Source organism: Laedolimicola intestinihominis, assembly GCF_040096155.1.
Classification (GTDB): domain Bacteria; phylum Bacillota; class Clostridia; order Lachnospirales; family Lachnospiraceae; genus Laedolimicola; species Laedolimicola intestinihominis.
Map to the genome: position 1 here is coordinate 69,466 of NZ_JBBMFE010000010.1, position 14,181 is coordinate 83,646.

The 14,181-nt window shown below is 51.7% G+C and carries 12 protein-coding genes; 7 read left to right on the forward strand and 5 right to left on the reverse strand.

Going from position 1 to position 14,181, the window contains the following annotated elements; genetic code table 11:
- Positions 1-22 precede the first annotated feature (22 nt).
- The 3 genes from WMO29_RS11130 to eno all read left to right on the forward strand — a co-directional run bounded on the left by WMO29_RS11130 (position 23) and on the right by eno (position 3,271).
- Positions 23-871 (forward strand): L-ribulose-5-phosphate 3-epimerase, encoded by an 849-nt coding sequence (locus tag WMO29_RS11130; RefSeq protein ID WP_349164826.1) that lies wholly within the window; start codon positions 23-25, stop codon positions 869-871.
- A 37-nt stretch (positions 872-908) separates the two neighbouring features.
- Positions 909-1,610 (forward strand): L-ribulose-5-phosphate 4-epimerase, encoded by a 702-nt coding sequence (locus tag WMO29_RS11135; RefSeq protein WP_178038324.1) that lies wholly within the window; start codon positions 909-911, stop codon positions 1,608-1,610.
- Between the two features lie 362 nt (positions 1,611-1,972).
- Positions 1,973-3,271 carry a phosphopyruvate hydratase gene (eno, locus tag WMO29_RS11140; protein WP_178038323.1) on the forward strand — a complete coding sequence of 433 codons (1,299 nt, stop codon included), beginning with the start codon at positions 1,973-1,975 and terminating at the stop codon, positions 3,269-3,271.
- Positions 3,272-3,443: 172 nt separating this feature from the next.
- Here eno and WMO29_RS11145 read toward each other — a convergent pair whose 3' ends face one another.
- From WMO29_RS11145 to WMO29_RS11155, 3 genes are read right to left on the reverse strand one after another with little or no spacing between them, the layout of a single operon-like run.
- Positions 3,444-5,894, reverse strand: a complete 2,451-nt coding sequence (locus tag WMO29_RS11145; RefSeq protein ID WP_349164827.1) for a CotH kinase family protein — start codon at positions 5,892-5,894, stop codon at positions 3,444-3,446.
- A complete protein-coding gene (locus WMO29_RS11150) occupies positions 5,891-6,559 on the reverse strand; it encodes a YigZ family protein (protein ID WP_178038319.1) in 669 nt (222 codons plus the stop codon). Before WMO29_RS11150 ends, WMO29_RS11145 begins: the two co-directional genes overlap by 4 nt.
- A gap of 11 nt (positions 6,560-6,570) precedes the next feature.
- Positions 6,571-6,879: a DUF6514 family protein gene (locus WMO29_RS11155; protein WP_349164828.1), complete on the reverse strand. Its 309-nt coding sequence runs from the start codon at positions 6,877-6,879 to the stop codon at positions 6,571-6,573.
- Positions 6,880-7,124: 245 nt separating this feature from the next.
- Between WMO29_RS11155 and WMO29_RS11160 the strand changes: the two genes are divergently transcribed.
- The 4 genes from WMO29_RS11160 to WMO29_RS11175 all read left to right on the forward strand — a co-directional run bounded on the left by WMO29_RS11160 (position 7,125) and on the right by WMO29_RS11175 (position 11,383).
- Positions 7,125-9,728, forward strand: a complete 2,604-nt coding sequence (locus tag WMO29_RS11160; RefSeq protein WP_349164829.1) for a transglycosylase domain-containing protein — start codon at positions 7,125-7,127, stop codon at positions 9,726-9,728.
- Between the two features lies 1 nt (position 9,729).
- A complete protein-coding gene (locus WMO29_RS11165) occupies positions 9,730-10,374 on the forward strand; it encodes an HAD family hydrolase (protein WP_349164830.1) in 645 nt (214 codons plus the stop codon).
- A gap of 126 nt (positions 10,375-10,500) precedes the next feature.
- On the forward strand, positions 10,501-10,860 hold the full coding sequence (locus WMO29_RS11170) for a hypothetical protein (RefSeq protein WP_349164831.1): 360 nt from the start codon (positions 10,501-10,503) through the stop codon (positions 10,858-10,860).
- A 1-nt stretch (position 10,861) separates the two neighbouring features.
- Positions 10,862-11,383, forward strand: a complete 522-nt coding sequence (locus WMO29_RS11175; RefSeq protein ID WP_349164832.1) for a cysteine hydrolase family protein — start codon at positions 10,862-10,864, stop codon at positions 11,381-11,383.
- Between the two features lie 12 nt (positions 11,384-11,395).
- Here the strand turns inward: WMO29_RS11175 and WMO29_RS11180 are convergent, their stop codons facing one another.
- Positions 11,396-12,949, reverse strand: a complete 1,554-nt coding sequence (locus WMO29_RS11180; protein ID WP_349164833.1) for a hybrid sensor histidine kinase/response regulator — start codon at positions 12,947-12,949, stop codon at positions 11,396-11,398.
- Positions 12,950-12,970: 21 nt separating this feature from the next.
- A complete protein-coding gene (locus WMO29_RS11185) occupies positions 12,971-14,026 on the reverse strand; it encodes a GAF domain-containing protein (protein WP_349164834.1) in 1,056 nt (351 codons plus the stop codon).
- Positions 14,027-14,181: the final 155 nt, after the last annotated feature.

The window sequence follows — 14,181 nt, forward strand, 5'->3', positions numbered from 1 at the left end:
TCTCCCTATGAGAGGAAATATTATGAAAGCATATAGCATTGGATTATACGAGAAAGCCATGCCGAACACGCTGACCTGGAAAGAGAAGCTGGAGGCGGCCAAAGAGGCAGGCTACGATTTCGTGGAAATCAGTATCGATGAGACCGACACGAAGCTGGCCCGTCTGGACTGGACGAAGGAAGAACGCCTGGAGCTGGTAAAGACCATGTATGAGGTGGGTCTGCCCATTCGCAGCATGTGTCTGTCCGGTCACCGGAAATACCCGCTGGGAAGCAGCGACCCGGCGACAGAGGCCAGAAGCCTGGAGATCATGGAGAAGGCTATTCAGCTGGCAGACGACCTGGGCGTCCGCATCATTCAGCTGGCAGGCTACGACGTATATTACGACGAGTCCACACCGGAGACCGTAGAGCGTTTCGGACGGAACCTTAAGAAGGCTGCCCGGATGGCAGCCAGAGCAGGCGTACTCATGGGCTTTGAGACCATGGAGACCGAGTTCATGAATACCTGTGAAAAGTCCATGAAATATTTGGACAAGATTAATTCCACTTACTTGAATGTATATCCGGATTGTGGTAACATCAATAATGCAGCAATCACTTACGGAACCGATGTACTTGCAGATCTTCGAAGCTGCGACGGTCATGTGGTTGCTATGCATCTGAAAGAAACTGTTCCGGGTAAATTCCGCGACATGATGTACGGAGAGGGACAGGTAGATTTTCCGGCGATGATTGACACCGCATGGGAGATGGGCGTACGCCGTTATGTAACGGAGTTCTGGTATCTGGGCAAGGAAGACTGGAAGGCAGACCTGCATTTTGCAAATTCTGCCATGCGTAAGCTTCTGGATCAGAAAGAAAACGACTAAGCGCGGTCCACAGTATTATTTTCAAGGAGGAAAAATCGTGTTAGAGGAACTGAAAAAACAGGTATACGAAGCAAATATGGAGCTTCCGAGAAGAGGACTCATCACCTATACATGGGGAAATGTCAGCGGAATTGACCGTGAAAAAGGACTTTTCGTAATCAAACCCAGCGGAGTTGAGTACGATCTGCTGAAGCCGGAAGATATGGTAGTTATCGACCTGAACGGTAATAAAGTAGAGGGCGATTACAATCCGTCTTCCGATACACCGACCCATCTGGAGCTGTACAAGGCATTCCCGAAGATTGGAGGCGTGGTACATACCCATTCTCCGTGGGCTACCTCCTGGGCACAGGCAGGCCGCAGCATTCCCTGCTACGGAACCACTCACGCAGACTACTTCTACGGCGAGATTCCCTGTGCAAGAAGCCTGACCGCTGACGAGATCAACGGTGAGTATGAGAAGAACACAGGCCTTGTTATCATCGAGACCTTCAACGAGAGAGGCATCGATCCGATGCACGTACCGGGCGTTCTGTGTACCAACCATGGACCGTTCACCTGGGGAACCGACGCAGCCAACGCAGTACACAACGCAGTCGTTCTCGAAGAGGTTGCCAAGATGGCATGCCGCACCGAGATCCTGAATGCCAGAGTACAGCCTGCACCGCAGGTTATCCAGGACAAGCATTTCCTGAGAAAGCACGGTGCGAATGCTTACTACGGACAGATTAAGAGATAAAGAAAGAGAGATAAGAAAGCAGCAGCCGGATCCCATGTGATTCGACTGCTGTTTTTTATTTGTTCACGCAGCTGCTTTCGTTTCAGAAATTTGAATCGATGTTTTCAAAGTAAATAATTTGATAATCTTTGTCAATACTATGAGAAAAGGGCATCCGCGCATTGACTTAAAAAATGGAATCTGTTACGATACATGGAGTTAGACAACACTAACTGCATGTGAATAAATCAGGCAGACTCCTTTGGGAAGAATTGGATTATCCTTCCTGTGTCCATGAGACTGGGAAGATGTATCGGGTGGCTCCCTTGCATCTTCCGGTGTTCTGCCCGAAAAGAGATTCATATTGAAAGGAGATTATCAAAATGGATTTTTTACAGATTGAGAAGGTTGTGGGAAGAGAGATTCTGGATTCCAGAGGAAATCCGACGGTAGAGGCTGAGGTAACTCTGGCAGATGGCACCGTAGCGCGCGGAACCGCTCCCAGCGGGGCTTCTACAGGTGAATTTGAGGCGCTGGAGCTGCGTGACGGTGACAAAAGCCGATATCTGGGAAAGGGCGTTACAAAGGCCGTAGAGAACATCAATACCATTATCAATGAGGCAGTCAAAGGCCTGGATGCTTCTGACATCTACGCCGTAGACCGCGCCATGATCGAGGCGGACGGCACGAAGGACAAGTCCAAGCTGGGTGCAAACGCGATTCTGGCCGTATCCATCGCGACCTGCCGTGCGTCAGCAGCAGCTCTGGATATGCCGCTGTATCGTTTCCTGGGCGGCATCAATGGCAATCGCCTGCCGGTGCCGATGATGAATATTGTAAATGGTGGCTGCCATGCACTGTCCTCCGGACTGGATGTACAGGAGTTCATGATCATGCCGGTGGGCGCGCCTTCCTTTAAGGAGTGCCTAAGATGGTGTGCGGAGGTATTCCATGCGCTGGCGTCTATCCTGAAAGAGAGAGGGCTGGCCACATCCGTCGGTGACGAGGGTGGTTTTGCTCCGGCACTGAAATCTGACGCAGAGGCTATTGAGACGATTCTGGAGGCCGTAAAGAAGGCCGGATACGAGCCGGGTAAGGATTTCATGATTGCAATGGATGCGGCTTCTTCTGAGTGGAAGAGCGAGAAGGGCAGGGGCTTTTACAAGCTGCCGAAGGCCGGTACAGAATTTACGGCGGAGCAGCTGATTGAGCACTGGGCTGACCTTTGCGAAAAGTATCCGATTATTTCGATCGAGGATGGTCTGGATGAGGAGGATTGGGAAGGCTGGCAGAAGCTGACGGCCCGTCTGGGCGACAAGGTACAGCTGGTTGGCGATGACCTGTTTGTGACCAATACGGAGCGTCTGTCTAAGGGAATTGAGATGGGCTGCGGTAACTCTATTCTGATCAAACTGAACCAGATTGGTTCTGTGTCTGAGACGCTGGAAGCTATCAAGATGGCTCATAAGGCTGGTTATACGGCTGTTACCTCCCATCGTTCCGGCGAGACTGCGGATACGACGATCGCAGATCTGGCGGTTGCGTTGAATACCTGCCAGATTAAGACGGGTGCGCCGAGCAGAAGTGAGCGTGTGGCGAAGTACAATCAGCTGCTGCGTATCGAGGAGGCATTGGGTAAATCAGCGGTTTATCCGGGAATTAAGGCGTTTAATGTGAAGTAAGGTATAGAAGACGGACGGGCAGGGACTTGGTAATTTCCGTGTTCATCGTTTATCGGACAGTGTGTGCCACCCACGGACTTGAGGTCCGCAGGTGCCCCACGCAGTCCGCTAAAACGCTGTACACTGGAAATTACAAAGTCCCTGTCCTGCCCCTCGGGCCTCATAACCTAAATTATTTCTTTTCAAATACCGCAGTGATCCGCGTATCCGCGTTCAACTGCACCTCTATCTTCTTGTGTTCCGAGTCCCCCGACACAATCTCCCCATTTTCTATCTCCCAGCGCACAAACCGATACCCTTTGGCATGCAGGGCCTGTAAGGACACCGGATAATCGGTGTAGTACTGGCCGGTCCAGTCGGTTTCGGAAAGATCCGGGGAGATGGTATTCAGTTTGATGCTGCCCTGCTTGTCCGGAACAGAAGATAAAGTTATGTCAACTAATGGCCCTTGCAGGCCAAAATGTTCGGCCAGCATCGGGATGATGTATTCGGCACGGTGCTCGAAGAATGTGTGGAGCTCCGCGGTCTGTTCTTCGAAGGTGCCTGTCTGGGGAGCTGTGTTCCAGCGCATCCAGCCTGTGTCAGCCCAGGCATGCTGTTCTTCAAGATTTTCCAGAAGCGCTTTTACGTGCTCCCAGCGGAAGCTCTCGTTGGCCATGTCCAGGAAGGTCAGGACAAACTGGCGGCGGAAGTCCTCATTTTTCATGAGGGCGGGCAAGGGATCATCGTCCAGAAAACCCAGCTCGGAGTAAGCGGAATGTCCGGTGAAGGAGTCGAAGGCGTAGGCTGGGGTAGCAGCCAGATCCGTTCCGACAGCCAGGGAGTCGTCCAGGTCGTAGAGCATCCAGCGGAAGCGTCCGTCACCCTCGGCATCGTTTTCCGGTGTGAGTGTCTGCCAGGTGAGGACATTTCCACCCAGAGGCTTGGTATCGGTGTTGGCGATGTAGATGTTGGTACACATCCAGTCGATGAAGCTCTGCATATCCATTTTGGTGAGAAGCTCCTGATAGACGTCCGGATCAGCCAGATTCTGCTCCGCGAGAAAGGTGCGGAGTTCTTTGTAGCGGGCAATATCCTGAGGGCTGCCATTTTCCACATAGCGGGTATCCTTGACGAGCAGGGTATTGTCGGGAGCTACGTCGTAATGTCCTGCAAGGTATTCGGAGGAATATTTTTCCATCAGGTAATACATGCCCCAATACTCGCCGTTCAGAAAGACCTGGCAGGGAGTATATTGCTGAATGGCCGTATCGCGGTCTTCCACCAGGGAAAAGAAAAAGATCTTCTTCAGCTGACGGCCGGAGTTCAGTATCAGATTCGGATAGGAAATGCCCGTATCAAAGAAAACAGGCGAAAAGGAAGAGGAACCATAGCGGCTTCTGGCGTACAGGGAGAAGCTTTTCTGCGGGAAATGACGGGATTCATTGCCGCGAATCCGTATACCGCAGTCCTGAGCCAGCGTCTCTTCCCGGGAGGCGTCAAAGAATTGGATATAGACCGGGCGTTCAGCTTCTGCGCCTTCCAGATAATAGTTGGTGTATTCGGTCAGATAGGTCCATGGAAGGCCGTTGTAAATGAGTCCGGCTTCCATGGCGTCATCATACAGGGCGCCGCGGACGTAAATACCGGTTTCAGAAGAAAAAAGGTTGTCCGGATCCGTCACGAGAGAAAGCACAGCAGCATTTTCATACCCATCCTTCTGATCAAAGTCGATAAAATAGGTGGCCGTAGTGATATTGCTGGAATTACCGGCGGCGTCAAAAGCGACGGCGCGCAGCACCACAGCCTTATCGACCGGAGAATCCGGTGGCAGGTATCCGCTATCTTCTTCGGTGATATCAGTGCGGGAGGCATAGCGATCGGAATGAGAGCTGGGATCCATCAGTGTCAACGAGCCGCTGTAGAGGGGAGAGTCCGTCGTCGGGTCGCTTCCGTCCAGCGTATAATGAACCGTAGTGCCGCTGGAAGAATTGATTTGCAGAGAAACCGCGTCTTCATAAAAATCACTTGGCTGTGAAAATGTGGGATCTTCGAGTACAAGGGCAGCCTCCTGATTGGCAGTCCCGGGTGAGGGTCTCATCTGGGCAAAGATTTCTCCGCCGTCTTCCGTGCGTGCATAGACAGCTCCGATTTTCATAGAATCGGGGATGTAGACGGTATCCAGCAAAACGGCGGATGCTGTACCGGCTGTATTTTCCTCCAAACGTGTCAGTGAGACAGTTTCGTTTTCAGAGAGACTGAAAGGGACAGAAAGCTGCCCTTCAGGCACGGAGCCATCCTGCCCTGCGGCGTAGATGCAGAGATGAGCGCCGGGGCCGATGGTAACATCGGGCAGCGGGGCCAGCGTGTAGTCGGAGGTATCAGACAGATACAGTCCGTCCAGGGAAATTGTATTATTATTGGGATTGTAGAGCTCGATGTAATCCTCGTATATCGTGGAACCGCCGACCTGCGTGGCGAGGCTGGAAACCGAGAGCTCATTGATACAGAGCGGTTTCCGAGGAGCTTCAAGCCGGAAGAAGCGGTATTTCCAGAGTCCCCAGGCAGAGAGTGAGAGCGCCAGGGCGGCAGTAATCAGAAGAACCGGGAGTGCTTTTCGGAACCGGGGGGAAAAGGTCTTCATACAGGCTCCCCCTTATCAAGCAGAAGCAATTCGCCGCCATTCAGGGCGTAATCACAGGGGTCTCCTTTTGTGAGCGATACTTTTCCGGCAGTTCCTTCCGTCAGGGCATTGCAAAAAGACTCCAGCTGTCTGACAGGCACCAGGGCTTCGAGATAGACGGAATCGGTATAATCGGAAGCGAGGGTCGGAATTTGTTCCTGCCCCATCAGATACTGAATTTTACCCAGATCTGTGTAATCGGTGCGGATCTCCAGTCGTACGCCGGACTGACGGGTAAGAATCACGGAGCTTCGGAGTCCCTCCTGAACCGCCCCGGAATAGGCGCGCACCAGTCCGCCGGTGCCCAGCAGGGTGCCGCCGAAATAGCGGGTTACGACAACGGCCACATTGTGAATATCTTCTTTTAAGAGGACGTCCAGCATGGGACGGCCCGCGGTTCCGGCCGGTTCGCCATCGTCGCTGCAGCGGGTCAGCTGGTGGCGGCTGCCGATGGTGAAGGCTGTGCAGTTATGACGGGCATCCCAGTATTTTTTCTTTGTCTGTTCGATGAAGCGAAGGGCTTCTTCTTCAGAGGTGACGGGGGTTACTGTGGCGATAAAACGAGATTTTTTTTCCACAAGCTCACCCACACCGCCCTCATATGCAAAACGGTATGTTTCTGACATGTTACTTCCTTTCAGGAAGCCTGTCCGCTCTCCAGAGACATCATATCGTCCACGATTTCCAGAAGACATACGGGCGTCACTGCATTCTTTATTAGACTTCGGAGCATTTCCCGGGCCCGGCTTTCTGAAGCTGATACGGGCGGCGTGCTTTCCGCCTCCTCCACTCCGGGATACTCCGTCAGTGATTTTTTAATGCAGATCCGATAGAGCGGGGCGGGTGATACGGGCCGTTCTTCCTCTATCAGATAATATTTCAGGTGCAGCAGGTTTCCTTTTTCGTCTGTGACAGAACGGGTTTCAATCAGGTATTCTTTTTGCATGATAATCTCCTTTGCGTCGGGCTGTGCCGGGTTTTCAAAAATTATACAGGAATACCTGAAAAAAGAATGTCGAAAGCTGTCACAGATATTAAATTTTTACAGTGTATATTATTATAATATAAACAGGCGTCTCCGCACAAGGGACAGACGCGGGGAAATGCTTAAGAAACTGTGAATTTCTCAAATAACTCTTTATTCTGACATTACTTTTTGATATAATGATTGGATGTATAGGAGGATAAAACATGAATTACGGGAAACGCAGTACTTCGAAAAAGCAGAAGTCTATGCACTCCAAGTCCGCGAAGGCCGGTAAAAAGGCCAGCGTAATTTTTATAAAAGCATTTCTGGTTTGCCTGCTGGCAGCAGGTGTGATCGGTCTGTGCGCCGGAATCGGAATCGTCAAGGGAGTCATCGACAATGCGCCGGATATTGACAGCACCAGTGTGATTCCGAGAGGATACAAGTCCGTCATGGTAGACTCTGATGGAAATAAAATGGCAGAGCTTATCACAGCGGGATCCAACCGTGTCTGGGTGGATATTGACAATATTCCGGAGCATGTGCAGAAAGCTTTTGTAGATGTAGAGGACGAGCGATTTTATAAGCATAACGGCATTGACCTGAAGGGTATCATCAGAGCAGGCATGAAGGGGATCGCCAGCGGCTTCAGGAAAACCGAAGGCGCCAGCACCATTACCCAGCAGCTTCTGAAGAACAGTGTCTTTGACTTCATGAGTGAGGATACGCTGGTGGAGAAGATTGAGCGTAAGCTGCAGGAGCAGTATCTGGCTCTGGAGCTTGAGAAGATCATGACCAAGGATGAAATTCTGGAAGCCTATCTGAATACGATCAATTTAGGACAGAATACTCTGGGTATTCAGGCGGCAGCCAACCGCTATTTCAATAAGGACGTCAGCGAACTGAGTGTCTCTGAAGCTGCGGTTCTCGCGGGTATCACCAAGAGCCCCACCAAGTACAATCCGGTTACAGATCCGGAGGAGAATGCCAAGCGGCGTGAGATTGTACTGAATGATATGAAAAAATGCGGTGATATCAGCGAGGAAGAATATCAGGAGGCCATGGCGGATGACGTCTATGACCGCATTCAGACCACCAATGAGACCAAGAGCAGCGCAAGCGTCTATTCCTATTATGTGGACGCGACCATTGCGCAGGTGATCAACGATCTGCAGGAGGTCAAGGGATACACCTCCCAGCAGGCTTATAATCTGGTATACAACGGCGGCCTGACCATCGAGACCGCGCAGGATCCGGAAGTCCAGAAGATTATGGATGAGGAGACATCCAATGAGGATAACTATCCGGCAGGTGCCAAGATAGGTCTGGAGTATGCGCTGACTGTGGTGAAGCCGGACGGCACGCAGACCAATTACAGCAAAGAAATGATGGAGAAGTATTTCAAGGAAAATGAGTCTTCGAATTTCGAACTGCTGTTTGACAGCAAAGAGGACGCCCAGGCGCACATTGACGCATACAAGGAATCCATTGTCGAGGACGGCGATAAGATCTACGAAACTATCAATATGACCATCCAGCCGCAGATCTCCATGGTTGTGATGGATCAGTCCACAGGCTATGTGAAGGGAATAGTAGGCGGCCGTGGCGAGAAGACCGAGAGCCTGTCCCTGAACCGTGCCACAGATACGACCCGTCAGCCCGGTTCTACCTTCAAGGTGGTGGCGGCCTACGCGGCAGCGCTGGATTCCGCGGGTATGACGCTGGCGACTACCCAGTATGACGCACCCTATAATTACGACGGCGGCAAGGGACGTCCGGTCCGGAACTGGAACGGCGAGAATTATCAGGGCTGGACTTCTCTCCGGAGAGGTATTGAGCAGTCTATGAATATCGTAGCTGTGAAGACGATTACGGATATCACTCCGGCGCTTGGCATTAATTACCTGGAAAATATGGGTATTACCACCATGCAGAAAGAGCTGAAGGATGGCAAGAACGATTACACCCAGGCTATGGTATTGGGTGGTATCACGAATGGCGTCAAGAACGTGGAACTGACTGCTGCTTACGCAACCATCGCCAACGGCGGTGTCTATGAAAAGCCGGTTTTCTACACAAAGATTACCGATCACGACGGTAATGTCCTGATTGATAATACGGAAGCTTACAGCAGAACTGTCCTGAAGGATAGTACCGCATGGCTTCTGACCAGCGCCATGCAGGATGTAGTGACCACGGGTACCGGTAAAGCCGTGAACTTCGGCGGCATGAGCGTTGCCGGTAAGACCGGTACGACATCGGATAACCGCGACGTCTGGTTCGTAGGCTACACGCCTTATTACACGGCGGGTATCTGGGCCGGCTATGATAATAACCATGAGCTCTCCAGTAAGAAGGGAGAGACCGGTTACCACAAAAAGATCTGGAAGGCAGTGATGTCCAGATTAAGCGAGGGACAGTCCGATATCGGATTTCCGAAACCGTCTTCTGTAACCAGCGCCACTGTATGCGCGGCGTCCGGTAAGCTTCCGATTCCCGGCATCTGTGACGGTATGGTGAAAACAGAATACTTTGCGGAGGGAACTGTGCCTACGGAGTACTGTGACGTTCATGTAATCGGTGAGGCCTGCGTGGAGAGCGGCGCTCTGGCCACAGACGCGTGCCCGGTACATGAGTTCCGGGTTATTACCTTGGTTCCGGAAGATAACAGCGTATCCGGTTCCCCGCTGGTAGCGAAGCCCTGCAGCCTGCATCCGGGCAATGTAATCGGCGCGGTAAATCAGCCGCCAACAGACGGTTCCGCGGCAGTTGGCGAGATTGATACCGGAGAAAGTGATGACACGGATGAGATCGACACAGGAGAATAACATGTATCAGACGATTTTCTTTGATTTGGATGGAACCTTGACAGATTCCGGCCCGGGTATCACTCATTCAGTGGCGTATGCCCTGAATAAATGGAATATCAAGGTGGAGGACTACAGCGTGTTAAATGCATTTGTAGGTCCGCCGCTGGCGGAATCCTTTGCGAAATATTATAACTTTACGCCAGAGCAGTGCCAAAAAAGTATTGAATATTACCGGGAGTACTATGTGGAAAAGGGAATGTTTGAGAACTCCGTGTATCCCGGCATCAGGGAACTGGCGGCGTATCTGAAAGACGCCGGACGGAAGCTGGTCGTTGCTACTTCCAAGCCGGAAGAGTTTGCGGTTCAGATTATGGAACATTTCGGGCTGGCACAGTATTTCGATCGGATTGCGGGAGCCAGTATGGACGAAAACCGGGTGGAGAAGGCGGATGTGCTCCGCTATGCTATAGAGGCGGGTAGCTATGATCTGTCCGGGGCTGTGATGGTCGGCGATCGGGAAAATGACGTCCGCGGAGCCAGAGAAAACGGCCTTCCCTGCATCGGCGTGCTTTACGGCTATGGCAGCCGGGAGGAGCTCACGGAAGCAGGCGCAGCGAGGATTGCGGCGACTGTGGAAGAATTGAAAAAATGCCTTGATAAATAGCGAAAAGGGCTGTCCAAATTCCGGGCAGCCCTTTTAAATAGCACTTTACAGTTGACAAGACACCTGTAAAGTGCTATTTTTATGTTCAATGCAGACAACAGACAGAGAAGAAAGAGGGAGTAGCATATGGAACTGATGCCGCATCTGAAGCTTCCGGACAATCTGGGCGTCCGTTACGCGATTCTGAAGGGACTTCCGAAGAAGCTGACGGCGCTTTACGACGTGAACGAGGGCATTCTGTACGCAGTGAGAATCAGTCTCAACGTGCTGAACATGCTGCTGGCCATTCTTCACGATATGGATTTCGTGGCGGAGAATTTCGAGCGTGTCATTGTCATGGCCCACGGCCAGGTACTGGCTGACGGAACCCGGGAAGAGGTCTTCGCCCAGGAAGAGGTATTGAAGAAAGCACGAATTGAGCAGCCCTATATGACCCGGCTGTGCAGCCTGCTTGGATATGAAAAACTGTATTTTGGAGGAATTTAGCATGCGGAAATTACTGGTTGTAGTAGATATGCAGAATGATTTCATTGACGGAAGTCTGGGAACAGCGGAAGCCGTTCAGATTGTAGATAACGTAGTGGATGAAATTGGAAAATACGATGTGAAAGATGTATTCGCTACCAGAGATACCCATCCGGAGAATTATCTGGAGACCCAGGAAGGAAGAAAGCTTCCGGTGGTTCACTGTGTAAAGGGAACAAAGGGCTGGGAGATTAACGAAAAGGTGGCGAAGGCTCTGGGCGAAGCAGAGATCATCGATAAGCCCACCTTCGGCTCCAGAAAGCTGGCGGAAAAAATCGAAAAGCTGGCGGAAAAGGAAGAACTGGAGGTGACCCTGATTGGCCTGTGTACGGATATCTGTGTGGTATCCAACGCACTGCTCATCAAGGCGTATCTGCCGGAGACTCCGGTGAAAGTAATCGCCGCCTGCTGTGCGGGCGTGACACCCGCAAGCCACGAGGCGGCGTTGACCACCATGAAAATGTGTCAGGTGGAAGTGCTTTAATTGTTTTTTGATTTAATTGCGGTAGGAAGCGAGAACTTCCAGTAAATCGTCGATATTCAGCGGCTTGGACATATGCCGGTTCATACCGGCCGCCATACAGCTGTTCACATCATCGGTAAACGCGTTGGCCGTCATGGCGATGATGGGAATGGACTTGGCCTGGGGATGCTCCAGTGTGCGGATAGCCATGGTGGCTTCCAGTCCGTCCATGACAGGCATCTGAATATCCATGAGAATGGCGTTGTAGGTGAAGGGCTGAGCTGTATTAAACCGCTCCACACAGATGGCGCCGTCCTCGGCCCGGTCGCAGGTGACGTCGCGGAGAGCCAGAAGCTCGGACGCCACTTCATAATTTAAATCATTGTCCTCGGCTACGAGAAGATGCATACCTTTGCAGAGTTCTCCGGCCGGGGCTTTTTTCTGTCCGATTTTGTCAGGCTCTGCGTCGGGATCCAGATAGGTAAGCGGAATGGTGAGCTTAAAACAGGTTCCTTCGCCCGGCGTGCTATGCACATGGATGGTTCCCTGCATCAACTCCATCAGCTCCCGCACGATGGTCAGCCCCAATCCGCTGCCGCGCACCTTATTGACCCGGGTATCCACAGCCCGGGAAAACTTGGAATACATTTCCTTCATAAATTCCGGCGACATGCCGATGCCGGTATCCCGGATAATGGAAATCAGGTTCAGCTGATGGTTATGGGGCAGCAGCTCCTGATAAATCTCAAAATGGATTTCACCGCCCTCAGGCGTATATTTTATCGCGTTGGACAGAAGGTTCATATAGATCTGCTGTAGATGCAGCGGATCGCCAAGGACGTGTTCGTAAGCGATGTCATGGGCGTCACAGAAGAACTGCAGATGCTTTTCAGGCTGAATCTCCCGGGCTGTGTCTGCGGTATCCTGAAACAGTCTGGTAATGCTGGTATCCACATTATCCAGCTTCAGCGATCCGCTTTCGATGCGGCTGATATCCAGCACGTCGTCCGCGATCTGCTGCAGATAGCGCCCGGAGATCTGAATCTTCCGCAGGGTATCCTTCAGCCGTTCCGTGTTGTCCAGCTGATTCTGGGCGATGGAAGTGAAGCCCATGATGGCGTTCATGGGAGTCCGGATATCGTGGGCCATACGGGAGAGAAAATCCGTCTTTGCCTTATTTGCCTTATTGGCCGCTTCGGCAATGACGATCCAGTTCTGCTCCCGGTGCTTGGTGTCGCTGATCAGGCGGGTGGTGTAGAGGACATGGGATACCTGGCCGTTCTCATCCCGCTTCTTGACGATAAAGCGGGCCAGATGCCAGTTGCCGTCCTTGGCCAGATACTCGATGCCCACCGACTCGTCCCTGGACAGACGTTCTTTCAGGGTGGACAGATCCAGAAAGAGCATGACCCGATCATAGTATTCATGGGTGACGAAGGTATTGCAAAGCTCCTTCATTTTCAGGGAAGCCTTTCCGGACAGACCAGTCAGCCGGTGGAATTCTTCTCCGCTGGAAATCTCATCATAAATATCCGCGTTCAAATCAATGCGATAGATAGAAAAGTAAATCTTGCTGATGGCAGACACAATCTCACTGTTCAGGCGTGCCTATGCCAGAGCCGTTTCCAGCTCCTTCTGCTGCCGAAGCTCCTCATTTACAATATCATCGATATGATGGAAGCCCACAAGGATACGGTAAGGGTTGTTCTTGGTGTTGATTTTCACGGCCTGCAGCTCAAAATATTCCTGTCCGGCAGAATTTGGCAGAGCGCGAAAACGATAAATGACACGTTCTTTCCGGTTCAGCTCTTCCTGAAGCGCGCGGCCATCCAGCCGGGTGAGAAAATCCCGGGCGGAAGCCTTGACGACAAAATTCTGGTAATAGGCGTGAATGATCTCATGGTGAGAAAGCTGGCGGGTCTGAAGGGCAGCCAGAACCAGCTGTGCGTTGGCATTGGGGTCTACCTGTACCAGCTCGATGCGATCCGTCACAGGATCCAGCGTGTATACACAGGTGTAGTCCCGGCACAGAGCTTCCAGTACCTGCTGATCCTTCTGCAAAGCCTGCATGCTGTCACGCAGATCCGACTGGCTCTGCTCCAGCAGGGCGCTTGTACGGAAATTGGCCCAGGCGCCGCCCAGGTGACTTCCGACGACCGCCAGCAGGTTGATGAAACGGTATGAACCTTCGATGGTTGGGTTATCCAGCCCGAGAAAGCCGATGAGTGCATCCTTACTGAAGATAGGGAAAGAAATCTCACTGTGAATGTCCTGTACCCGCAGAATTTCATATTCCCCGGGCATCGTGTCCCGAACATCCTCCAAATTCGGAATAACGATATTTTCTCCCTGCTCAAAGGCCGCCTGCCAGACGGGAATATCGGATGGCTCTATGGTCTGCAGGTTATCGATCTGCGGCGTGATTCCGGGAGCGCACCATTCATAGGTGTTGCGATAGATATGCAGAGCGTCACGGAATTCAAAAATAAAGACCCGGTCGGCCTTTGTATAGTCGCCCATGGCCTGCAGCAGATTCTGAATGGAATCGTGCAGCTCGTGTACATCCCGGGCGCGGTCAATCCGGACCATCTGGTGCAGCATCAGCTCCAGATCGTCCAGGCTGGATTTCAGATTATCGTATGTATTTTCAATGGTCATTTGCATGGAAGATACCATCTCCTTGAGTAATAAGCTAATAGTATCGGAAAGGCCCCGGAGTGTCAAGAAAGCAGAAAAAATAACTGCAAAATCAGCGAAAAAAGCTGTATTTTTAAAGGCACCCATGTTATAATGTGAAGCCGTAGCCATAGATAGAAGTT